The sequence below is a fragment of the Pseudomonas sp. TNT3 genome, assembly GCF_010095445.2.
Classification (GTDB): Bacteria; Pseudomonadota; Gammaproteobacteria; order Pseudomonadales; family Pseudomonadaceae; genus Aquipseudomonas.
Genome location: NZ_WFGV02000028.1, coordinates 12,942 through 36,288 on the forward strand (window position 1 = coordinate 12,942; position 23,347 = coordinate 36,288).

Genomic DNA, 23,347 nt, shown 5'->3' on the forward strand with positions numbered 1-23,347 from the left:
TGTCTGACTATAATGGCGCGCTTCCATTTTCCCGCTCGGGAGCCCCCGCGATGCTGCGTATCAGCCAAGAAGCTCTGACATTCGACGACATTCTCCTAGTGCCTGGTTATTCAGAGGTGCTTCCTAACGAAGTCAGTCTCAAGACCCGCCTAACCCGTGGCATCGAGCTGAATATTCCCCTGGTTTCTGCCGCCATGGACACCGTCACTGAAGCCCGTCTGGCAATTGCCATGGCTCAGGAAGGTGGCATCGGCATTATCCACAAGAACATGACCATCGAGCAGCAAGCTGCCGAAGTGCGCAAGGTCAAGCGTTACGAGGCCGGCGTGGTCAAGGACCCGATCACCATCGAGGCTGACGCCACGGTTCGTGAACTGTTCGAACTCACCCGCATGCACAACATCTCCGGCGTTCCGGTACTGCACAATGGCGACCTCGTCGGCATCGTGACTTCCCGTGACGTGCGTTTCGAAAATCGCCTTGAAGCTACTGTCCGCGAAGTGATGACGCCTAAAGAGCGCCTGGTCACTGTCAAGGAAGGTGCCGACAAGAACGACGTTCGTGAGCTGTTGCACAAGCACCGTATCGAACGTGTGTTGATCGTCGACGACAAATTCGCCCTCAAAGGCATGATGACCGTCAACGACATCGAAAAAGCCAAGGCTTACCCGCTGGCCAGCAAGGACGATCAAGGTCGTCTGCGCGTAGGTGCTGCAGTCGGTACCGGTAAAGACACCGGTGATCGTGTTGCTGCGCTGGTCAACGCCGGTGTTGACGTGGTGGTGGTCGACACCGCTCACGGTCACTCCAAAGGCGTGATCGACCGCGTTCGCTGGGTCAAGCAGAACTTCCCTGAAGTGCAGGTCATCGGCGGCAACATCGCCACCGGCGCTGCTGCCCTGGCCTTGGCTGAGGCGGGCGCTGATGCAGTCAAGGTCGGTATCGGCCCTGGCTCGATCTGCACCACCCGTATCGTCGCCGGTGTCGGCGTCCCGCAAATCAGTGCCATCGCTAACGTCGCCGCTGCCCTTGAAGGCACTGGCGTTCCGTTGATCGCCGACGGCGGCATCCGTTTCTCCGGTGACCTGTCCAAGGCCATCGTTGCCGGTGCTTCCTGCGTGATGATGGGCTCGATGTTCGCCGGTACTGAAGAAGCGCCGGGCGAGATCGAACTGTTCCAGGGCCGTTCGTACAAGGCTTACCGTGGCATGGGTTCGCTGGGCGCCATGTCCCAGGCTCAAGGTTCCTCCGACCGCTACTTCCAGGACTCTTCGGCAGGCGCCGAGAAGCTGGTTCCGGAAGGCATTGAAGGGCGTGTTCCTTACAAGGGCACCCTGAGCGCCATCATCCATCAACTGATGGGCGGCCTGCGTTCCTCGATGGGTTACACCGGCAGTGCCGACATCGAAGAAATGCGCACCAAGCCTGAGTTCGTGCGGATCACCGGCGCTGGCATGGCCGAGTCCCATGTTCACGACGTGCAGATCACCAAAGAAGCGCCAAACTACCGCGTAGGTTGAGCCTTCCAGCAAAAAGTTAAGTAACCGGGGCTGTTTGATTCAGCCCCGAGTTGTTTCTGAATCACGACTGTTTCTGAATTATTTAGACGAGACTGAATCATGGCCCTCGACATTCACGCTCACCGCATCCTGATCCTCGATTTCGGTTCCCAGTACACCCAGCTGATTGCTCGCCGCGTGCGTGAAATCGGCGTGTACTGCGAACTGCATCCGTTCGACATGGATGAAGACGCGATTCGCGAATTCGCTCCAAAAGGCGTCATTCTCGCCGGCGGCCCGGAGTCCGTGCACGAAGCCAACAGCCCTCGCTGCCCGCAAGCGGTATTTGACCTTGGCGTACCAGTCTTCGGTATCTGCTACGGCATGCAGACCATGGCTGAACAGCTGGGTGGCAAGGTAGAAGGCTCCGAGTTGCGTGAGTTCGGTTACGCCCGTGTCGACGTCGTCGGCAAGAGCCGCCTGCTCGACGGCATCGAAGACCACATCGACGCTGACGGCCTGTTCGGCCTCGACGTGTGGATGAGCCACGGTGACAAAGTCACCAAAATGCCTCAGGACTTCCACATCCTCGCCAGCACCCCGAGCTGCCCGATTGCCGGCATGTTCGACGACGCTCGCGGCTATTACGGCGTGCAGTTCCACCCGGAAGTGACCCACACCAAACAGGGCGGTCGAATCCTGTCGCGCTTCATCCTCGACATCTGCGGCTGCGAAGCCCTGTGGACGCCTTCGAAAATTGCTGAAGACGCCATCGCCAACATTCGCGCCCAGGTCGGCACTGACAACGTACTGCTCGGCCTGTCCGGCGGCGTTGACTCCTCCGTGGTTGCGGCACTGCTGCACAAAGCCATTGGCGACCAACTGACCTGCGTCTTCGTCGACAACGGCCTGCTGCGTCTGCACGAAGGCGAGCAAGTGATGGCCATGTTCGCCGAGAACATGGGCGTCAAGGTGATCCGTGCCAACGCCGAAGATCAGTTCCTCGACAACCTGGCCGGCGAGTCCGATCCAGAGAAGAAACGCAAGATCATCGGCCGTACCTTCATCGACGTCTTCGATGCCCAGTCCAACAAACTGGACAACATCAAGTACCTCGCCCAAGGCACCATCTACCCGGACGTGATCGAGTCGGCTGGCGCCAAAAGCGGCAAGGCTCACGTCATCAAGTCGCACCACAACGTGGGTGGCTTGCCGGAAGAGATGAACCTGAAACTGGTCGAGCCGCTGCGCGAACTGTTCAAGGACGAAGTCCGTCGTCTGGGCCTGGAACTCGGCCTGCCGTACGACATGGTCTACCGTCACCCGTTCCCGGGCCCGGGCCTTGGCGTTCGCATCCTCGGTGAAGTGAAGAAGGAATACGCCGACCTGCTGCGTCGCGCCGACCACATCTTCATCGAAGAACTGCGCAAAGCCGATTGGTACCACAAGGTCAGCCAGGCATTCGTGGTGTTCCAGCCAGTGAAATCGGTTGGCGTTGTTGGCGATGGCCGCCGTTACGCCTGGGTCGTGGCCCTGCGTGCCGTTGAAACCATCGACTTCATGACTGCGCGTTGGGCACACCTGCCTTACGAACTGCTGGAAACCGTCAGCGGCCGCATCATCAACGAAATCGAAGGCATTTCCCGCGTCACTTACGACGTGTCGAGCAAGCCGCCGGCGACGATTGAGTGGGAGTGATCCCGCACGTTCCCCTGTTGACTTGATGGCGGGCAACACTGAAAAGCCGTGTGAAATCTGATTTCACACGGCTTTTTTCATGGGTGCGGGTCAGGCGCTCGAAGTAGAGACCACTACATGTCTCATCAAACGTATTTCGAGAGGTGACGTGTCAGCGCCGCGCCACATCCGAAAAGTAGAACTTGTCCAGCGTATGCCGCGATTCGGTGTACTCGAACTGCCGTCCGTCCTGCAAAAACGTCTGGTTGCTCACCACAATCACATGGCTCTGATCGTCCAGGTCCAGATGCTGCTGATCGTCCTTGTTGCGTGGCACGGCTTCGATGGTGCGCTGTGCATAGGCGATTTGCAGCTGCAGGGTCTGCTCGATGAAGGCATAGATCGACTGTTCGGCTATCTCGCGGGTGAGTCCGGGGATCACGTCGCTGACAAAGTGGTTGATGTCCAGGATCACGCGTTTTCCATCGATGCGCCTCACGCGCTTGATCCGCGTGATCAGGCTGCCCGCTTGCGCCTGGATATGCTCCAGCAGGACACCTTCAAGGGGAATCTGACTGAATTCGACGACCTCGGTGCTGACGTCATTGCCCAGCCGGGGCCAGGTCTCCTGGAAACTGACGATGCCCCCCAGCTGAAATTCGATGGGGTTGGTGGACAGGACAAACGTGCCTTTGCCATGGACTTTCTGAGCGAAACCGCGTTCCTGAAGTTGCTCGATGGCCTTGCGCACCGTGCCGCGGCTGGCCTGATAGCTGTCCATCAATTCAGTTTCGGAAGGCAGCCGGGCGCCACGTTCCAGCCGTTCGGTGGTGATGCTGGCAAGCAGATCGGTGTAGATCTGGTTGTATTTGCTCATGGTGATGACTCTGAACCGCGCTGAACTGAAGGTTTCGAACCTTAAGGGCAGGGTGGGAAATTGTCCATGCGGGTTTGGAAGCGTGCCCTCTGTGGGTAGGGCGGTTCCTTCAGTCTACCCGCCAGGCTTAAACAAATTGTAACTCGTCTGTACGAGTTGTTGATTTAACTCGTACAGACGAGTACTTTTCACGTCGGCGTGCTGCCAATAACAAAAAACCACAGCGGAAGAACTAGCATGAGCCACGACTATCCGAACATCGCCCGCGAGCTGCTGTTAAGCCTCGGTGGCAGCGACAACCTCGAGCAGGCCGCGCACTGCGTCACGCGCCTGCGCCTTGCGCTCAAGGACCCAAGCCTGGTCAACAGCGCCACGTTGAACCAGGTCGATCTGGTCAAGGGTTCGTTCTTTACCGGTGGCTTGTTCCAGGTGGTCATTGGCCCCGGCGAGGTGGAAAAGGTCTACGCCGAACTGCGCCGTCAAACCGGTCTGGCCGCGTCAACCATCGCCGACGTCAAACAGAAAAGTGCTGAAAAGATCAACGCTGTGCAGCGTCTGGTGCGGGTGTTTTCCGACGTGTTCATGCCGATCCTGCCGGCGCTGATCATCGCCGGCCTGCTGATGGGCATCAACAACCTGATCGGCGCCAAGGGCATGTTCATTGATGGCCAGACCCTGCTTGAAGCGTATCCCTCGCTCGACGGCCTCTGGAGCCTGATCAACCTGATGGCCAATACCTCGTTCGTGTTCCTGCCGGCGCTGGTGGGCTGGTCGGCGGCCAAGCGTTTTGGCGGGAGCGAAATCCTCGGCATCGTACTCGGCCTGATGCTGGTACATCCCGATCTGCTCAACGCCTGGAACTATGGCAAGGCCGTCGCGGGGCTGGACGGCCAAAGCCTGCCGTACTTCGACATCCTCGGATGGTTTCAGATCGAAAAGGTCGGTTATCAAGGGCAGATTCTGCCGATCCTGCTGGCCGCGTATGTGATGAGCGTCATCGAGAAATGGCTGCGGGCGCGGGTGCCTAACGCCATTCAATTGCTGGTGGTGCCCATCACCACCATCGTGGTCACCGGCGTGCTGGCATTGGCCGTGATCGGTCCGGTCACCCGGCACCTGGGGATCCTCATCACCGAAGGCGTGGTGCTGTTGTTCGACCTGGCGCCGATGGTGGGCGGGGCGATTTTTGGCCTGCTGTATGCGCCGCTGGTGATCACGGGCATGCACCACATGTTCCTGGCGGTGGACCTGCAGCTTATATCCACCCAGGGCGGCACGTTTATCTGGCCGATGATTGTCATGTCCAACCTCGCCCAAGGCAGCGCCGCGCTGGCGGTGTTCTACATGACCCGCAATGTTCGGGATAAAAGCATGGCCTCCACTTCGGCGATTTCCGCTTATTTCGGCATCACGGAACCGGCCATGTTCGGGGTCAACCTGCGCTACAAATTTCCGTTCTACGCCGCGCTGATCGGCTCGGCGCTGGGGTGCATTTTCCTGTCATTGAACAAGGTCACGGCCTCGGCGATTGGTGTCGGCGGCTTGCCCGGATTTATCTCGATCGTTCCAGCGTTCATTCCGATGTTCGTGATCGGGATGATCATCGCCATGGTCGTGCCGTTTGTTTTGACCTGCGGGTTGAGCATGAAAATTGTCCGGCCTGGATACCGGGTCGCCTGACAAACCGCTATCGCAAGCAAGCGGTGCTCCTACAGGGCGCACGCCTTGTAGGAGCAAGGCTTGCCCGCGATGAGGCCATAACGGACACCACAAAACCATTTGAAGGAACCCCGCCATGCAAGACTGGCAACGCTCCGTGATCTACCAGATCTACCCAAAGAGTTTTCACAGCCACGCCGGTAACCCCACGGGAGATTTGCTCGGTGTCGTGGCCAAGCTCGATTACCTGCATTGGCTGGGCGTCGATTGCTTGTGGATCACACCCTTCCTGCGCTCACCCCAGCGCGACAACGGTTACGACATCAGCGATTACTACGCCATCGACCCGAGCTACGGGACCATGGCCGATTGCGAGTTGCTGATCGCCGAGGCCGGCAAGCGCGGGATCAAGCTGATGCTCGATATCGTGGTCAACCACACCTCGATCGAGCACAGCTGGTTCCAGCAGGCCCGCAGCAGCCTAGACAACCCGTACCGCGACTTCTACATCTGGCGCGACCAGCCTAACAATTGGGAATCCAAGTTCGGCGGCTCGGCCTGGGAGTACGAAGCCCAGACCGGGCAATACTTCCTCCACCTGTTCGATCACACACAGGCCGACCTGAATTGGGACAACCCGAAGGTGCGCGCCGAAGTCTTCAAGATGATGCGTTTCTGGCGTGACAAAGGCGTGGGTGGATTCCGTCTGGACGTGATCAACCTGATCTCCAAACCGGCAGATTTCCCCGAGGACAACAGCGACGGCCGACGTTTCTATACCGACGGCCCGAACGTCCACGACTACCTTCAGCAAATGCATCGCGAAGTGTTCGAAGGGCATGACCTGATCAACGTCGGCGAGATGTCATCCACCAGCCTGGAGCACTGCATTCGTTACTCGAAGCCGGCCTCGAAAGAACTGTCGATGACCTTCAATTTCCACCACCTGAAGGTTGACTACCCGAACTTGCAGAAGTGGGTTCGCGCCGATTTCGATTTTCTCGAACTCAAGCGCATCCTTTCCGATTGGCAGACCGGCATGCAGGCCGGCGGTGGCTGGAACGCGCTGTTCTGGTGTAACCACGACCAGCCGCGGGTGGTCTCGCGTTTTGGCAATGACGGAGAGTACCGCGCTGTCTCGGCGAAGATGCTCGGCACGGCATTGCACTTCCTCCAGGGCACGCCGTTTGTGTACCAGGGCGAAGAACTGGGCATGACCAATCCGGGTTTCGATCACATCGATCAATACCGTGATGTCGAAACCCTGAACATCCATCGCCTGCAGCGCGATGCCGGTGTCAGCGACGCCGATAACATGGCGGCGATCATGCAGAAATCCCGGGACAACGGTCGCACGCCGATGCACTGGAACTGCGAGCCGAACGCCGGTTTCAGCGCGGGTGTGCCGTGGATCGACGTGCCGGCCAACGCTGCGCAGATCAACGTGGCCACTCAACTCGACGACGCGGATTCAGTGTTGCATCACTACCGTCAACTGATCGCGTTGCGTCGCCATGAAGCGTTGATGTCGGACGGCGTGTACCGGCAGCTGTTGCCCGAGCACCCGCAGATCTGGGCGTATGTGCGCGAAGGCGCCGGCGAACGCCTGCTGGTGTTGAACAACTTCTACGGCACGCCTTGCGAGGTCGAACTGCCGGATTACGTGATCAACGAGACGATGGCTCAACGTCGGGTGATCAGCAATTACCCGGACTGTCCGCCGCGACATCGCCAGGTGAGTTTGCGGCCTTATGAGTCGTTCGTGCTGCACCTGACCAACCACTAAAAACACGCGTTTTAAAAAACACGCAGAACGCTGCGCGGGGGAGTTTTGCGCGCCGATTTTGCTGCTGCACACAATAAAAATAATGGGGTGGCTCTTGAAAACAACAATAAATCGCAGTCTTTCAGTGGCAGGGGCTTGTCTGATGTTGCCTCTAACAGCCGAGGCGCTCGAGTTCGGCGGTTACTTGCGCAGTGGGGTCGGCACTTCCGTCAATAGCAGCGCCCAGTCGTGTTTCCAGTTGCCGGGCGCGCAGACCAAATACCGTTTGGGCAATGAATGCGAGCAATATGGGGAACTGGAATTACGCCAGGACCTGTACACCCTGGACGACGGTTCGGTACTCAGCGTCGATGGCATGGCGTCGTTGTACAACCAGTACGATCGCAGCCTGACGTTCAAGGGTGACAACGGTTCGGTTCGCTTGCCGCAGCTGTACTCGCAGTGGTCGAACCTGCCCAGTCTCAACGGTGGCTCGTTGTGGGCCGGTCGGCGTTACTACAAGCGTAACGATATCCACATTTCCGATTTCTACTACTGGAACCAGAGCGCCACCGGAGGTGGTATCGAGGACGTATTGATCGGCGACTTGAAATACAGCTACGCGTTCTCGCGCAAGGACAACCTTTACCAGAAGGACTACATCAATCGTCATGATTTCAACGTGGCCGGTTTCAACACCAACCCCGGCGGTCAGCTGGAAGTCGGGCTGAGCTACATCGACAAGCCCGACAGCCGCGATGCACATCGTGGCTGGGCGATAACCACCCAGCATGTGCAACAGGGTTTTCTGGGCGGAAAGAACAAACTGGCGTTCCAGTACGGCGAAGGTCCCGGCACCGGGCTGGGCTATACCGGTAACGTGAAACTGGACGACAGCAACAAAAGCTATCGGGTGGTGGAGTTCTTCGACTGGCAAGTGACTCCGCGATTTGGCGGGCAGGTCGAGGCGGTTTACCAGAAGGATATTCGTGCGGACGGTGGCGATCAGAACTGGATGTCCCTGGGCGTTCGTCCGGCTTACGCGATCACCGAGCAGTTCAAGCTGGTGACCGAACTGGGGCACGATCAGGTCGACGCCGCGGGCGGTACGCGCAAGTTGAGCAAGTTCACCATCGCCCCGACCTGGTCACCCAAAGGCCCTGAGTTCTGGGCACGTCCCGAGGTGCGTCTGTATTACACCTATGCCAGCTGGAACGAGGCGGCCAAGCGGGCGGCGAATGAACTGGCCAAGGGTTCGGCGCTGTCCGACACCGGCGCCTTCAGCACGGCGCGCCACGGTGCGAATGTCGGTGTGCAGGTCGAGTATTGGTGGAAATAAAAGATCGCATGTCTTCTATAAAGAACAAAACAGCAGGTGACGTCATGGCCACACCCCAACAACTGCAACTGCTAGCACCTTTGTCCGGCGTGTTGATGCCACTGGATCAAGTGCCGGATCCGGTGTTTTCCAGTCGCGTGATCGGCGATGGCGTGTGTATCGACCCGACTTCGCAATCCTTGTACGCACCGCTGTCGGGCGTGATCAGCAATGTGCAGGCAAGCGGGCACGCCGTTAGCATCACCGACGATAACGGTGTGCAAGTGTTGATGCACATCGGGCTCGACACCGTGAACCTGGCCGGCAACGGTTTCACGCGGCGGGTCGAAGAAGGTCAGCGGGTCGAGGCCGGTCAGGTGCTGATCGAATTCGATGCCGATTACCTCTCCATGAATGCACGAAGTCTGTTGACGCTGATGCTGGTGGTGAGTGGTGAGCCTTTCACGTGGCTGACACCGGAGTCGGGCCTGGTGGAAAGCGGCCAGCCGCTGCTGAGTTTGAATTCGGTCGGGCAGGCATCTGATGTGGCGACGTCGGACGAGGGCGAAGCGCTGTTTTCAAGTCAGGTAACACTGGCCAACCCAAATGGCTTGCACGCCCGTCCAGCGGCGGTGTTCGCCCAGGCGGCGAAAGAGTTTTCAGCCAGTATCTACCTGCATAAACAGCAAGAGCGTGCGAATGCCAAATCGTTGGTCGCGGTCATGGCGTTGCAGACGGCCTTGGGCGATAGCGTACACATCAGCGCGGCGGGGCCGGACGCTGAAGCGGCGATCCGGACCCTTGTCGCACTACTGACCGAGGGCTGCGGGGAAGCCGTAGTGCGGGTGGTCGACGCCGATGCCGAGGTCGTTGCAGATTCATCGCTGAAGGTGTTGCGCGGGGTCTGTGCGTCGCCCGGTTCTGTGTTGGGTGCGGTCGTGCAGATCGCCACCCAGACGTTCGACGTCAGCGAGTTCGGCATTAGTGCGCAGGTCGAGCGCGGACAGTTGGCCCGTGCGTTGGCCGAAGCGCTAGAGGGTTTGCAGACGCTGCGCGACAACGCCTCGGGGGACGCTCGTGCAGAAATCTTCAAGGCTCATCAGGAATTGCTAGAAGACCCGACGCTGCTGGAACAGGCCCATTCGCTGATCAGTGAAGGGAAGAGCGCCGCGTATGCGTGGCGTGAGGCAACCGAAGCCACCGCCCTCTTGTTCAAAAGCCTCGGCAGTTCGTTACTGGCTGAACGGGCGGCGGACCTGACGGATGTCGGTCAGCGAGTGCTCAAACTGATTTTGGGTGTGCAAGATGACGCTCTGGACCTGCCTGACGGGGCGATTCTGATTGCCGATCAACTGACGCCTTCCCAGACGGCCGGGCTCGACACGCGCAAGGTGTCGGGTTTCGCCACGGTCGGCGGTGGGGCTACCAGCCACGTCGCGATTCTCGCCCGCGCGTTCGGTTTGCCAGCGATTTGCGGGTTGCCGGTTCAAGTGCTGGCGCTGGCCAACGGTACCCAGGTGCTGCTCGACGCCGACAAAGGAGAGCTGCACCTTGACCCGGATCTGGCGGCCATCGAACAGCTGCAAGCCCGGCGTGAGCAACAACAGCATCGACATCGTCACGAACTGGCGCAAGCGACGCTGGCGGCCTGCACCCGCGATGGTCATCACATCGAGGTAACGGCCAACGTCGCCTCGCTCAGTGACACGGAGCAAGCGCTGACCCTCGGCGGGGAGGGTGTCGGTCTGTTGCGTTCGGAGTTCTTGTATCTGGATCGCAATCACGCGCCCACTCACGAAGAGCAGTCGTCCACCTACAGCGCCATCGCTCGCGCACTGGGACCTGAGCGCAATCTGGTGGTGCGCACACTGGATGTCGGCGGTGACAAACCCTTGGCCTACGTGCCGATGGACAGCGAAACCAATCCGTTTCTCGGCATGCGCGGCATTCGTTTGTGCCTGGAGCGCCCGCAGCTGTTGCGCGACCAGTTCAGGGCCATCCTGAGCTGCGTCGGGTTGACCCGGCTGCACATCATGCTGCCAATGATCACGCAGCTGTCGGAGCTGCGTCTGGCCCGCCAGATACTCGAGGAAGAGGCGCTGGCGTTGGGCCTGACCGAGCAGCCGAAACTGGGGATCATGATCGAAGTGCCAGCGGCGGCCTTGATGGCTGACCTGTTTGCGCCCGAAGTGGATTTTTTCTCGATCGGCACCAACGACCTGACGCAATACACCTTGGCCATGGACCGCGATCACTCGCGTCTGGCGAGTCAGGCCGACAGTTTCCACCCCTCGGTGCTGCGACTGATCGCCAGCACCGTGAAGGCGGCCCACGAGCACGGCAAATGGGTCGGCGTGTGCGGCGCCATGGCGTCCGAAACGTTGGCAGTGCCGTTGCTGTTGGGCCTTGGAGTTGATGAGCTGTCGGTGAGCGTGCCCTTGATTCCGACGATCAAGGCAGTGGTGCGGGAAGTGGACTTGCAGGACTGCCAAGCCATCGCCCGGCAAGTCCTGGGCCTGGAAAGCGCCGAGCAGGTTCGCGAGGCTTTACGGCTGTATCACGCAGCGACCGTCAACACTTCACGGGTTATGGAGTACTGAACATGTTCGAGAAAATGCAGCAGGCGTTCTGGAAAGCGTTGACGCCGGATCTGGTGGTGGACGAGCCGAAAGCAGTGGCACCGGTCCTTTCGGGCCTGGCGCCTGATGTCGTGGCAGCATTAGGTGGGGTGGATAACCTCAAATCGCAACAACCCGTAGCGCTGACCCGGGTTCGGGTGGAATTGCAGGATGTGGCGCGGATGGATCGGCAGGCTTTGACCCGTGCTGGTGTGCCGGCAGTCATGATGCTGGATGACGGAGTTGTGCATCTGATTACCGGCCTTCAGGGATCCTAGGGTTTTCAAAAGACCGCAGCCGTCGCCAGCTCCTACATTTTGAATGTCGTAATCCGTAGTAGCTGCCGAAGGTGGAATGCTCCGAAGCAAAAGCTGCCGTTTTCAATGAACGGCAACGGCTGGCGTAGGTATTAGAGAAACTGTGATCTAATCAAATCCGTATCGAATGGCGTTATTCCTTGATCAGGCGCAAACACCGCCTGTGCCTGTTGTGGCGAAGCCACCCGTTCGCCCCGTGCTCGAACATGTAAATCGAACAGCGTCTCCAAATCAGGCCGCGGTGTATGTACCAACGCCCGCAGCATCAACGATATCCCACTGAGGTTGTTCCCGACATTATTCCAGCGGGTAGATGAAGTGAGTCCAAGATCGGCCCAAATCATGCGCCGTTCCTGCAAGTCCATCACGAATGGCAGACAGATAACGGTGTCGGATGCTATATCGATACGGTCGAACACGGATCGAGGCTCGAATACCTCACCCGAAGCTGTGTCAGCGCGGGCCATCCAGCCTGCGAAGCACTCTGGAAGATCGCAGTACGGCTGCTCGGTGAATGAATTAATAGACGTGACGACGTAGCGGATACCCTTCTTAACGAGAAGGTCAAGGTCGAGATCGATGAACTCCGAAGCCCCGTCGGGCGCGTCGACGATGTCTCCGCTGTGGTACCCGCCGAAACCTTTCAGGTTGTAGTACGCGACCGTTTCTATGAACACGAAGTTGACGTCGAAAAATGCAGCTGATAAGTCGATGTCCGTGCGTCCGCGACCGTTCTTCCACCACAAGAAAAGGCGAATGAAACGTGTGTCAGGCATAGGCAACCGACTGCCTCGCACCAGCGTTCGTAGCGACTTTGATGAGGCACGCTGCGCCAGCGGCACCCTGAAGTCGCGTAATGCTGGATCGATGAAACAGCGGCCTAACGGCGGCAGTGACACGAAACGCTTTACGAGAGCGTCCTCGCAGATCCGAGCTGCACGAGCCAGCACGTCGGGGGTGAGGAGTTCGCGTCGATCCCTGATGCCATACACCTTGGCGAATGAACCTTTCGGTGTGAAGGCTCTTAGGGGAAGGGGGCGCGGAGCACGTACTTGAGCCAGCAACTGCAGCAGGACAGGTGAGGACACTTGTGTCGCAACAGCCTCGAAAGCGTTGAGAACCGACTCTGGTTCCGTCGCGCGCCGCAGGGTCGCGTCCAGCCGTCGCGCGAACTCGCCAGGACGGCTCTGTAGTATGGGCGTAAGTGTTGCTATGTGACGCTGGGCAAGCAATGTTTCGACACGTGATTCAAATGAAGTTGACGCTTCGTTGCGACGCGCTGCCGTGATGGCGGCTAACGCTCGTGGATATTTGTCGGCGTAGTCGCCAGGATGCAGTACTTCAGCCAGGCGTTTCCAGCGCTCAGCATGTCGCATTACGTCTTCTGCAGCGTTGGGTATGTGGTCGAGTAGGCGCAACAGCAGGCGGCGCATCGAGCGCTTCATCGCTGTGAAACGTGTTGAAGCTGTCGTCAGCGACACGTCTCCTCCATTCAGCGCGACCGCAAGTCGTAGCACATCAGTCGCCGTTTCGACGTTTCGCTCCAGGAATGCATCCACCCGTGCATCGCTGGTGACATGCAGGATAAGTGCGCCGCCAAGCTGTGCACGGATCTCCCGGAACGGGACGGCCTCAGGTAGCAGACGGAACACATCGCTTTTGTAATTTCGGACAAACCAGACGACATCGGCAGTTTCCGCGTCGGAGAGCGAGGTGTGCGATGAAACCAGCGGTTCGAGCAGTGACTCGAACTCAGAGACGCTTCCCGGTTCGATAACGCGGGATATGAAGTTGCCTTCAAGCATCGCAGGCCGCAGGTGTTCAGTCGGTGGTAAACGTCGAAGCGTGAGGTAGTGAATGACGGCGTTAAAGTACAACTCTGCCTCTGAGGCCGTCAGAACTTGATCTGGAAAGTCAGGATAAAACGGTCGGTGGTGTACGTGAGCGCCAGTCTCCCGCCGAAGCACTCCGACAATTTCGCGCAGCCAGTGCTTTAGTTCTGTCGCTGACAACATGCCGATTTGCTCAATCAGAGGCTCTGATAGTACGCATCGGAACGCCGCGACTTCCCGGACAGCCGACGCGACCTGAGCGCGCGTGGCACCGCCAGTGCCAATCGGTACGTGAACTTTGGTTCGGCGACGCAGGAACAGCTCCTGATTCATGCTTGATTTTCTCCTTGGCCGCCGTTGCGGACGAGCTGCAGCATCGTGTTTACAGCCGATATAAAAACGCCTGCAATAAGCAGGCGCGGTGTGGAGAGCGGAACCCCTAGGTCATAGGAGGTTTAGAAGGAAGGTGTTCCATAGCCACGGAGGCATTCTACGTAAGGTTGTTTATGTTTGTGGTGTCTCAAGGGTAACAAGCTGCTTCACCAGAAAAATAGAGGCTGATCAGCGGCAAGTCGCTCGTCCATCCTCCAGACGAGCAGTGGCGTCATTAGCTAAGTGCCTTCACGGGGTGGTGAAGTACCCATATTGTCCATCGTAGAGGTGGCATTGGTTTTTTTGCCACGCGCCGAATGTTCGATCAGCCCTCTTTTTGGAAAATACAGTAGACAAGCGCCACACGCTTATTCATCGAGTATTCCTTACTGTTTCTTATCTGCGGGTGTATCGTATTCGCCTTTTGCGGACCCACCAGTCCATCGCAGATGCAGAGGTAGTTGAGTTCATGTCCTTTACCCGTCGCCAAATCCTCGGTGGCCTGGCCGGTCTTGTAGTCGTTGGTGTCGGAGCGGGGGGCGCGTCGCGTTACTGGCTTGGCAAGATGGCCGACGCCAACGCGGGCCACGACTATGAGTTGATCGCCGCGCCCCTGGATGTCGAATTGGTGCCGGGCCACACAACCGAGGCCTGGGCGTTCGGTCCGTCGGCACCGGGTACCGAATTGCGGGTGCGCCAGGGCGAATGGCTGCGGGTACGATTCATCAATCACCTGCCGGTCGCGACCACCATTCACTGGCACGGCATCCGCCTGCCGCTGGAAATGGACGGCGTACCTTACGTCTCCCAGCTTCCCGTGTTGCCAGGCGAGTATTTCGACTACAAATTCCGCGTGCCCGATGCGGGCAGCTTTTGGTATCACCCCCATGTGAACAGCAGCGAAGAACTGGGTCGCGGTCTGGTCGGCCCACTGATCGTTGAAGAGCGCGAACCCACTGGATTCAAGTACGAGCGGACCTTGAGCCTCAAGAGCTGGCACGTCGATGAGGAAGGCGCGTTCGTCGCGTTCAGCATTCCTCGCGAAGCCGCGCGTGGCGGCACGGCGGGGCGGTTGTCGACCATCAACGGCGTCTCGCAGGCGGTGGTCGAATTGCCGGCCGGACAGATCACCCGCGTGCGCCTGCTCAACCTCGACAACACCCTGACCTATCGCATCAACATTCCCGGCGTCGAAGCGCAGATCTACGCGCTGGACGGTAACCCCATCGAGCCGCGCCCCATGGGCAAGGAATACTGGCTCGGCCCCGGCATGCGTATCTGCCTGGCGATCAAGGCTCCGCCCGCTGGCGAAGAGTTGTCCCTGCGCAACGGCCCGGTGCGCCTGGGCACGTTCCGTTCGGTGGCCAATGCTGAAGCGCCGACTCAATGGCCGCCCGCGTTGCCCGCCAACCCCGTGGCCGAACCGGACCTGGCCAATGCCGAAAAACTCAACTTCAATTTCGAATGGGTGGGTTCGGTGTCGTTGAACGTCGACAACGGCAAACCGCCAAGCCTGTGGCAGATTAACGGCAAGGCCTGGGACATCACCGACAAGACCTGCGCCGATCGCCCGATTGCCAAGCTCGAGAAGGGCAAGAGCTACATTTTCGAATTGAAAAACATGACCCAGTACCAGCACCCGATACACCTGCACGGCATGAGCTTCAAGGTCATCGCCTCGAACCGGCACAAGGTCATTCCGTACTTCACCGATACTTACCTGCTCGGCAAGAACGAGCGCGCACAGGTGGCATTGGTGGCGGATAACCCGGGCGTGTGGATGTTCCATTGCCATGTGATCGATCACATGGAAACCGGCCTCATGGCCGCCATCGAGGTGGCGTGATGCGTCAGATTCGTCCCGTCGCCATCATCGATCGCAGCCGTGACCGTGAATTCATGCGCGAAGCCCTGGCCCTGGCCGCACAGGGTGCCGCGCTGGGCGAAGTGCCGGTGGGAGCGGTGCTGGTGCAGGATGGTGAAATCATCGGTCGCGGCTTCAATTGCCCGATCAGTGGCCATGACCCCAGTGCCCACGCCGAGATGGTCGCCATCCGTGCGGCGGCGTTGGCCGCCAGCAACTATCGCCTGCCGGGCAGCACGCTTTATGTGACGCTCGAGCCGTGCAGTATGTGCGCCGGGCTGATCGTGCATTCGCGGATTGCGCGTGTGGTGTATGGCGCCCTGGAACCCAAGGCCGGGATTGTGCAGAGTCAGGGCCAGTTTTTTACCCAGGGCTTTTTGAACCATCGGGTGCTGTTTGAAGGCGGGGTGCTGGCGGAAGAATGCGGGGCTGTGCTGAGCGAGTTCTTCAAGGCGCGACGGGCAAAATCAACAGACTAAACACGAAACCAATGTGGGAGTGAGCCTGCTCGCGATGACGGTGTGTCAGTCGACATCAATAATGTCTGACACACCGCCATCGCGAGCAGGCTCACTCCTACAGGGGATCTTCATTGGCCGGGAGATCGAGATTATTTACGTGCCACGATCACCGCACGCATCGGCGCCGGCAGCCCTTCGATCGTCTTGCTGTGATCATCCGGATCGAGGAAATCACTCAACGACTGATACTTCATCCACTCTGTTCCACGCTGCTCCTCGACAGTGGTCACGCTGACGTCCACACAACGAACATCCGTGAACCCGGCGCGGCGCAGCCATAGCATCAACGCGGGCACCGACGGCAAGAACCACACATTACGCATCTGCGCGTAACGGTCTTCCGGCACCAGCACCTGCTGCTGATCGCCCTCGATCACCAGAGTTTCCAGCACCAGTTCCCCACCCTTGACCAGGCAGTCCTTCAGCGCGAGCAGATGCTCGATCGGTGAGCGACGGTGGTAGAACACGCCCATGGAAAACACCGTATCAAAGCCTTCCAGCTCCGACGGCAGGTCTTCAAACGGGAACGGCAGGTGCCAGGCATTGGGCTCGGACAGATATCGCTGCACCGCCTGGAACTGGCAGAAGAACAGCCAGTTCGGGTCGACGCCGATCACACTGTCGGCACCGGCACCGAGCATGCGCCACATGTAATAGCCGTTGCCGCAGCCGACATCGAGAATGCGTTTACCCTTCAGGTCCAGATGCGGCGCAACGCGCGACCACTTCCAGTCCGAGCGCCATTCGGTATCGACATGCACGCCAAACAGGTCGAACGGCCCTTTGCGCCACGGCGACAACCCCATCAACGCAGTGCGCATCTGCACGCGGGTTTCATCGTCGCAGTCGGTGTCCAGCTTCAAGCCGTTGAGCAAGTCGACTTCACTGGGCTGGATCTTCGGCAGCGCATCCAGCGCGCTTTGCCAACGCTCCAGATCGCCATGACCCTTTTCCATTTTCTTGTCGAGCTGGGCTTGCAGTGTGCTGGCCCAATCGGCCAGTGGAGTACCGGCCAGACGGCGGGCGAGGGGGGACAGATCAATCATGGCAGGGCAATCAACGAGGCAAAGTTAAGACACTGGAACCACGGCACGACTTTCGAGAATCCGGCCGCCAACAAGCGCTCGCGGTGTTCTTCGAGGCTGTCGGGCTTCATGACGTTTTCGATGGCGCTGCGCTTCTGGGCGATTTCCAGTTCGCTGTAGCCGTTGGCGCGTTTGAAGGCGACATGCAGGTCAGTGAGCAGCGCGTGTTCTTCGAGGTCGTTGAAGCGCAGCTTTTCCGACAGAATCAATGCGCCGCCCGGTACCAACGATTGATGAATACGGCTGAGCAATGCCGTGCGCTGGTCCGGGGCAATGAATTGCAGGGTGAAGTTGAGCGCTACCACTGAGGCCGGCTGGAAGTCGAGGGCGAGAATGTCACCCTCGACTACCTCCACCGGCAGCAGCTCCTGGAACATCGAGTCCTGACCATTAAGGTATTCACGGCAACGCTCGACCATGGCCGCAGAGTTATCCACAGCGATAACGCGACAGCCATCCGTGCGCACGTGACGGCGCAGGGCCTGGGTCACGGCGCCTAGAGACGAGCCCAGGTCGTAAAGCACGCTGTTGGGTTGGGCAAACTGCGCAGCCAGCACGCCGAGGTTTTCAACGATGGTCGGATAACCCGGCACCGAGCGTTTGATCATGTCCGGGAACACCCGCACCACGTCCTCATTGAAGGCGAAGTCGGGCACCTGGGCCAAAGGCTGGGCGAAAAGGCGATCGGGTTCTTTGCTCACGGCGGTTCCAGCGGTGTAGGTGGAAAAGGCCGGCATTTTAGCCAACTTGGGGCGGGGATGCGCGGGTTGTCTGATAAACCGGCGGACTGCACGAGGTTCGTTTCGTCAGTAATGCCGCCATTGCGAGCAAGCCCGCTCCCACATTGGCCTTCGGTGAACGGGATATTTGTGTACGGCTGCGACCCTGTGGGAGCGGGCTTGCCCGCGATGAATTCAGCGCGGTCGCTGGCTGAACGCCGACGCCGCAATCCCCCATTGCCCCAGCCAATAGCTGAGGATAATCACGTAAGGCGAGGCATCGAACGGCACGACAAAGCGGCTGATTCCGATCACGCTGTCAGAAAACACAAACGCCACCGCACCCGCCGCCGCCAGCATCGCCGAACGCTTGGGCACATCGCTGCCGAGCCGGGCCAATGCGCGCCAGAGCATGGCGCTGATGGCCAGGCCGTACACAATCACTGGCACCAGCAGCGGTCCCAGTCCGTGAGAAATCAGAATCCCCAGCAGCACCGCGCCCACACCGAGTGCCAGGATCAACGGCACTACCGCCAGGCGCCGGCAGTCGCTCAAATAGGCTTTCAGATACGCTAAATGCGCGACCAGGAAAGCCCCCAGGCCGAACACGAACAAGTCCCCAGGCCATGCCAGCAGCACATCGCCCAGCAGAGAGAAGATCAATCCAAGGCTGATCCAGCGGCGATAGTCGCTGGGCGGTGCATCGTGCAGCCAGCCGAGCAAGGCCAGCACGGGCAGCGGTTTGACCAGCAAACACAGCAGTGTCGCGTGCACGCTCAGGCCGTAGAGGAACGTCACGGCGCCCATCAGCGCGAGGATTAGCCAGCCCACGTCAGTTCACCGAAATCGCGCAGTCGAAGGTGTCCACCGGCAGCACTTCCGGTGCCCAGGGCTGCTGAGAGGTCAGGCGCAAACGTCCGTTGCCGTTGGCGAATGCCTGGAAGCGCCAGGTCGAGATGCCGGCACTGCCGACGATCCCGGCGTCTTCCGGATTGCTGTACACCTCAGGGCTGAGCGCCCGCAATACGCCACCGGCTGAGTCCTGGATTGCCCAGCGATAACCCGTGGTCGGGTTACTCGGCAGGGTCAGGATCAGGTTTTGTCCGTTGTTCAATTTCACCGGACACTGGCTTTGTTTTTCCACGGTCACGTTCTGTTTGGGGGGCGTGGCACAAGCGGCCAGCAACAAGAGGGCGAGGGGGACAAACAAGCGAGTGGGGGACATAAGGTCAGTGGCTCCGGCGTTCACGACGAACGGCGAGCATAACTGAAGATGAGACAAATTGTGACCAGGGCCGAGTGGGAGAGAATGCTAACGCGTCGGCCCTGCTCCATAAACGGTTTGGCTGTACAGATTAGAGTTTCATAGTGAATGAAAACTCGCCTTCGGATGTGAATGTCCGATTTTGTGGGTCATTAAATACTACATTCAGTGTGCCGGAGTATTGGCCCTTTTCAGCGTTCACAAACAGGTTTATGACACCCTTAATGGCCCGGTTAACAGTGTAATCCGGATAGAACTCGGTAAAGTCGATTTGGATAAATGGATTGTCTTTGTCAAATGAGTGGATACCCGTTTCGATATTTCTAGGTAGAGACATATCAAAGGTACGACGTTCGGGGGTGTTTTGGCCGGCGATGAAAGTAGCAAAGATGACTTTGGGGCCTGAGCCTGAGCTAAACCCTTCAGAGTTGAATGCGTCGCGATCCTGAAGAGTGGCGTTCAAGTAGTTTTGTTGGTCGCTCGGACGGACCTTAATGGTGTCATCGGTGCAAGGGGCTGCGAGATTTGGTTTTCGGGTGTCCATAAGTCTTGCTCTTTCAAGGAATGTAGAAGCCTTGAAGGTATCGTCGGTGAGAAGCCCGGGATACTGTTAGAACTGTCAGTTTTCTATTCGAATTTTCGATTAATAGCGAGCTGTTTGACGTGAAAAAAAACGGCCAGACTGCAGTCTGACCGTTTCGGTGTCGGTTCTGTCGGCTTAGAACAATATCTTCGCCACATCCGCAAAACGCTTGGCGAAATGCACCGTTATCCCTTCCTTCAGATAATCCGGCAACTCCTCGAAACTGCCACGATTCGGCTCCGGCAGGATCAATTCGAAAATCTTCTGCCGCCGCGCCGCAATCACCTTCTCGCGCACCCCGCCAATCGGCAAAACATGCCCGGTCAACGTCAGCTCGCCGGTCATCGCCACGCCTTTCTTCGGCGGTTGGTTGCGGGCCAGGGACAGCAGGGCGCTGGCCATGGTCACGCCGGCGCTCGGGCCATCTTTGGGGGTGGCGCCTTCTGGAACGTGCAGGTGGACGAAAGCTTCGTCGAAGAATTTCGGATCGCCGCCGAACGACTTCAGGTTGGAGCTGACGTAGCTGTAAGCGATTTCCGCCGACTCTTTCATCACGTCGCCCAGTTGCCCGGTGAGTTTGAAGCCACGATTCAAGGTGTGAATCCGCGTCGCCTCGATCGGCAGGGTCGCGCCGCCCATGCTGGTCCAGGCCAGGCCCGTGATGACGCCGGTGCCTGATAGCACCTGTTCGTTGCGGAACACCGGATGGCCGAGGGAGGCTTCGAGGTCTTTCGGCCCGAGCTTGATCACTGCTTTCGGATCGTCGATCAGCTTGACCACAGCCTTGCGCACCAGTTTGCCCAGCTGTTTCTCCAGCTGGCGCACCCCGGCTTCGCGAGCGTAACCGTCGATCAACGCCTTCAGCGCGCTGTCGTTGATGCTCAGGCTGCCTTTGGACACGCCGGCTTTCTCAAGCTGCTTGGGCCACAGGTGACGTTTGGCGATGGCGATTTTTTCTTCAGTGATGTAACCCGACAGGCGAATGATTTCCATCCGGTCGAGCAACGGGCCGGGAATCGAATCCAGGGTGTTGGCGGTACAGATGAACAGCATTTTCGACAGGTCCATGCGCAAGTCGAGGTAGTGGTCGAGGAATTCGACGTTCTGTTCCGGGTCAAGGGTCTCCAGCAGCGCCGAGGCCGGATCGCCCTGGTAGCTCTGACCCATCTTGTCGATCTCGTCGAGCATGATCACCGGATTCATCACTTCAACGTCTTTCAACGCCTGCACGAGTTTGCCCGGTTGCGCGCCGATGTAGGTGCGGCGGTGACCCTTGATCTCGGCTTCGTCGCGCATGCCGCCGAGGCTGAAGCGGTAGAACGGACGCCCCAGGGATTCGGCGATGGATTTGCCCACGCTGGTTTTACCCACACCTGGCGGGCCGACCAGCAGCACGATCGAACCGCTGATCTCGCCTTTATAAGCACCCACGGCGAGGAACTCGAGGATACGGTCCTTGATGTCGTCCAGGCCGGCGTGGTGCTTGTCCAGTACCTTGCGCGCGTGTTTCAGGTCGAGCTTGTCCTCGCCATACACGCCCCACGGCACCGATGTCGCCCAGTCGAGGTAGTTGCGGGTCACCGCGTACTCGGGCGAGCCGGTCTCCAGGATCGACAGCTTGTTCATTTCCTCTTCGATACGTTTTTGCGCCTGAGCGGACAGCACCTTGCCTTCCAGACGCTGTTCGAACTGTTCGATGTCGGCGCTACGGTCGTCCTTGGTCAGGCCCAGCTCCTGCTGGATGACCTTCAACTGTTCCTTGAGGAAAAACTCGCGCTGGTGCTCACCGATCTTGCGGTTCACTTCGGCGGAAATTTCTTTCTGCAGGCGCGCGACTTCGACTTCCTTGCGCAGCATCGGCAGGACTTTTTCCATGCGCTTGAGCATTGGCACGCAATCGAGCACTTCCTGCAACTCATTGCCTGTCGCAGACGTGAGGGCGGCGGCAAAGTCGGTCAGGGGCGACGGATCGTTGGGGCTGAAGCGATTGAGGTAGTTCTTCAGCTCTTCGCTGTACAGCGGGTTGAGCGGCAGCAGCTCCTTGATCGCGTTGATCAGCGCCATGCCGTAAGCCTTGACCTCATCGGTCGGCTCGGTGGGCTGGTGCGGGTATTCGACTTCCACCAGGTACGGCGGGCGATGGTGCTTGAGCCAGGTGCGGATGCGCACGCGGGTCAGGCCCTGGGCAACAAACTGCAGCTTGCCGTTTTCGCGGCTGGCGTGGTGCACCTTGACCAGCGTGCCGTAGAGCGGCAGGGCCGAGGTGTCGAAGTGGCGCGGGTCTTCCTGGGGCGTGTCCATATAGAACAGGGCCAGGGAGTGGTGATCGGATTTGCTGACCAGATCCAGTGTTTCAGCCCACGGTTCTTCGTTGACGATGACCGGCAGTACTTGCGCCGGGAAGAACGGGCGGTTGTGGATCGGGATGATGTAAACCTTGTCCGGCAGGTTCTGGCCTGGCAGGGCGAGGCCTTTGCCGGTGGAATGGTGTTCGGCGTTCTCCGGATCGGCGTATTCGCTCAGGTCTTCGGGGAGTTCTTGCTGGTCGCTCATGGGGCACCTGCGCAATGGGATATGGGTCTTAGATGGGGCAGGCGGGGGGTGGTTTCAATGGGAGGGGTTAATTCAGGGTATTCGAGTATTGCGCAAGCGTTCGATTATTCCGCAATAACGCAGCACATGATTGTGGCGAGGGAGTTTACTCCCGCTGGGTTGCGGAGCGACCCCAAAATAGGGACCGCTACGCAGTCCAGCGGGAGCAAGCTCCCTCGCCACAGGCCACAGGTCACAGGTCACAGGTCACAGGTCACAGGCCACAGGCCACAGAGTAAAGGCCACAGACCACAGACCACAGAGGCCTGCGTCTGCTAGGGAAGATTGATTTGATCCAGCACCCGGTTCGCCGTGATCTCCGCCAGCATGATGCTGTTTGAAATACCCAGCAAAACATTGCGCGATCCACCGTCGAGGTGGTCTACCATTTGATGGACCATCACATCGACCGAAGCCAGCGTCTCGACCAGATAAACCACAAGGGTTTCGGTCGTGGCCTCTGGGTCCACTGTGAATAGGGTGCTTGGCGTGCGCGGCGTGGCTTTGATGTCGGCAATCGACGGGCGGGGAGGGAGGTCGTCGACTTCAGGGGGATTCGGGGTTGGTTTGAACATGGTGAAGCTCCAAGTAGGTAATGGAGCTGCCACTGATCACCGCGACGCAATCAAAGGTGGCAGCTGTGCGCAGGTTCGCGGACCGAGCTACTTGGCAAACCCGGCATACCCGAAGGTATCCCACGCACAGCCACCATAAGACCAGACGACGAAAATTGAAGAACCGTCGGTTCGGGGCGGGTGATTATGCACCAAGTAAGCTAATTCGGG

18 protein-coding genes are annotated in these 23,347 nt (G+C 59.0%); 9 read left to right on the forward strand and 9 right to left on the reverse strand.

The features are described 5' to 3' along the window. Positions 1-50: 50 nt before the first annotated feature. A complete protein-coding gene (guaB, locus tag GBC55_RS17155) occupies positions 51-1,520 on the forward strand; it encodes an IMP dehydrogenase (RefSeq protein ID WP_162438724.1) in 1,470 nt (489 codons plus the stop codon). A 99-nt stretch (positions 1,521-1,619) separates the two neighbouring features. Next, positions 1,620-3,197 (forward strand): glutamine-hydrolyzing GMP synthase, encoded by a 1,578-nt coding sequence (guaA, locus tag GBC55_RS17160; RefSeq protein WP_162438725.1) that lies wholly within the window; start codon positions 1,620-1,622, stop codon positions 3,195-3,197. A 151-nt stretch (positions 3,198-3,348) separates the two neighbouring features. Here the strand turns inward: guaA and treR are convergent, their stop codons facing one another. Further along, positions 3,349-4,053 carry a trehalose operon repressor gene (gene treR / locus GBC55_RS17165; RefSeq protein ID WP_162438726.1) on the reverse strand — a complete coding sequence of 235 codons (705 nt, stop codon included), beginning with the start codon at positions 4,051-4,053 and terminating at the stop codon, positions 3,349-3,351. A gap of 237 nt (positions 4,054-4,290) precedes the next feature. Here treR and treP point away from each other — a divergent pair, with 237 nt between their 5' ends. The 5 genes from treP (at position 4,291) to GBC55_RS17190 (ending at position 11,691) form a co-directional block, all read left to right on the forward strand. After that, complete coding sequence (treP, locus tag GBC55_RS17170) at positions 4,291-5,733, forward strand: PTS system trehalose-specific EIIBC component (RefSeq protein WP_162438727.1); 1,443 nt, start codon at positions 4,291-4,293, stop codon at positions 5,731-5,733. A 115-nt stretch (positions 5,734-5,848) separates the two neighbouring features. Further along, on the forward strand, positions 5,849-7,498 hold the full coding sequence (treC, locus tag GBC55_RS17175) for an alpha,alpha-phosphotrehalase (RefSeq protein WP_162438728.1): 1,650 nt from the start codon (positions 5,849-5,851) through the stop codon (positions 7,496-7,498). A 94-nt stretch (positions 7,499-7,592) separates the two neighbouring features. After that, the gene (locus tag GBC55_RS17180) at positions 7,593-8,816 is read left to right on the forward strand and encodes a carbohydrate porin (RefSeq protein ID WP_162438729.1); all 1,224 of its coding nucleotides are present in this window, start codon (positions 7,593-7,595) and stop codon (positions 8,814-8,816) included. A gap of 44 nt (positions 8,817-8,860) precedes the next feature. After that, entirely contained in the window at positions 8,861-11,395 is a 2,535-nt protein-coding gene (gene ptsP, locus GBC55_RS17185; protein ID WP_162438730.1) for a phosphoenolpyruvate--protein phosphotransferase, read from the forward strand. A gap of 2 nt (positions 11,396-11,397) precedes the next feature. After that, positions 11,398-11,691 carry a PTS transporter subunit EIIB gene (locus tag GBC55_RS17190; RefSeq protein ID WP_162438731.1) on the forward strand — a complete coding sequence of 98 codons (294 nt, stop codon included), beginning with the start codon at positions 11,398-11,400 and terminating at the stop codon, positions 11,689-11,691. Positions 11,692-11,822: 131 nt separating this feature from the next. On the opposite strand, the gene GBC55_RS17195 is transcribed toward GBC55_RS17190, so the two are convergent. Continuing rightward, positions 11,823-13,895 carry a TerD family protein gene (locus tag GBC55_RS17195; protein ID WP_162438732.1) on the reverse strand — a complete coding sequence of 691 codons (2,073 nt, stop codon included), beginning with the start codon at positions 13,893-13,895 and terminating at the stop codon, positions 11,823-11,825. 508 nt (positions 13,896-14,403) lie between these two features. On the opposite strand from GBC55_RS17195, the gene GBC55_RS17200 reads away from it, so the two are divergent. Then, on the forward strand, positions 14,404-15,780 hold the full coding sequence (locus GBC55_RS17200) for a multicopper oxidase family protein (RefSeq protein ID WP_162438733.1): 1,377 nt from the start codon (positions 14,404-14,406) through the stop codon (positions 15,778-15,780). Next, entirely contained in the window at positions 15,780-16,277 is a 498-nt protein-coding gene (tadA, locus tag GBC55_RS17205; protein ID WP_162438734.1) for a tRNA adenosine(34) deaminase TadA, read from the forward strand. The genes GBC55_RS17200 and tadA overlap by 1 nt, the downstream gene beginning before the upstream one ends. Positions 16,278-16,408: 131 nt before the next feature. Here tadA and cmoB read toward each other — a convergent pair whose 3' ends face one another. The 7 genes from cmoB to GBC55_RS17240 all read right to left on the reverse strand — a co-directional run bounded on the left by cmoB (position 16,409) and on the right by GBC55_RS17240 (position 23,137). Next, positions 16,409-17,365 carry a tRNA 5-methoxyuridine(34)/uridine 5-oxyacetic acid(34) synthase CmoB gene (cmoB, locus tag GBC55_RS17210; RefSeq protein WP_162438735.1) on the reverse strand — a complete coding sequence of 319 codons (957 nt, stop codon included), beginning with the start codon at positions 17,363-17,365 and terminating at the stop codon, positions 16,409-16,411. Further along, positions 17,362-18,141 carry a carboxy-S-adenosyl-L-methionine synthase CmoA gene (gene cmoA / locus GBC55_RS17215; RefSeq protein WP_178114314.1) on the reverse strand — a complete coding sequence of 260 codons (780 nt, stop codon included), beginning with the start codon at positions 18,139-18,141 and terminating at the stop codon, positions 17,362-17,364. The genes cmoB and cmoA overlap by 4 nt, the downstream gene beginning before the upstream one ends. Before the next feature lie 177 nt (positions 18,142-18,318). Then, a complete protein-coding gene (locus GBC55_RS17220; RefSeq protein WP_162438737.1) occupies positions 18,319-18,954 on the reverse strand; it encodes a lysoplasmalogenase in 636 nt (211 codons plus the stop codon). 1 nt (position 18,955) lies between these two features. Further along, on the reverse strand, positions 18,956-19,348 hold the full coding sequence (locus tag GBC55_RS17225) for a protease inhibitor I42 family protein (protein WP_162438738.1): 393 nt from the start codon (positions 19,346-19,348) through the stop codon (positions 18,956-18,958). Positions 19,349-19,478: 130 nt separating this feature from the next. Further along, a complete protein-coding gene (locus tag GBC55_RS17230; RefSeq protein WP_162438739.1) occupies positions 19,479-19,931 on the reverse strand; it encodes a hypothetical protein in 453 nt (150 codons plus the stop codon). A gap of 174 nt (positions 19,932-20,105) precedes the next feature. Further along, on the reverse strand, positions 20,106-22,523 hold the full coding sequence (gene lon / locus GBC55_RS17235) for an endopeptidase La (protein WP_162438740.1): 2,418 nt from the start codon (positions 22,521-22,523) through the stop codon (positions 20,106-20,108). Between the two features lie 314 nt (positions 22,524-22,837). Continuing rightward, positions 22,838-23,137: a DUF6124 family protein gene (locus GBC55_RS17240; protein ID WP_162438741.1), complete on the reverse strand. Its 300-nt coding sequence runs from the start codon at positions 23,135-23,137 to the stop codon at positions 22,838-22,840. Between the last annotated feature and the right edge of the window lie 210 nt (positions 23,138-23,347).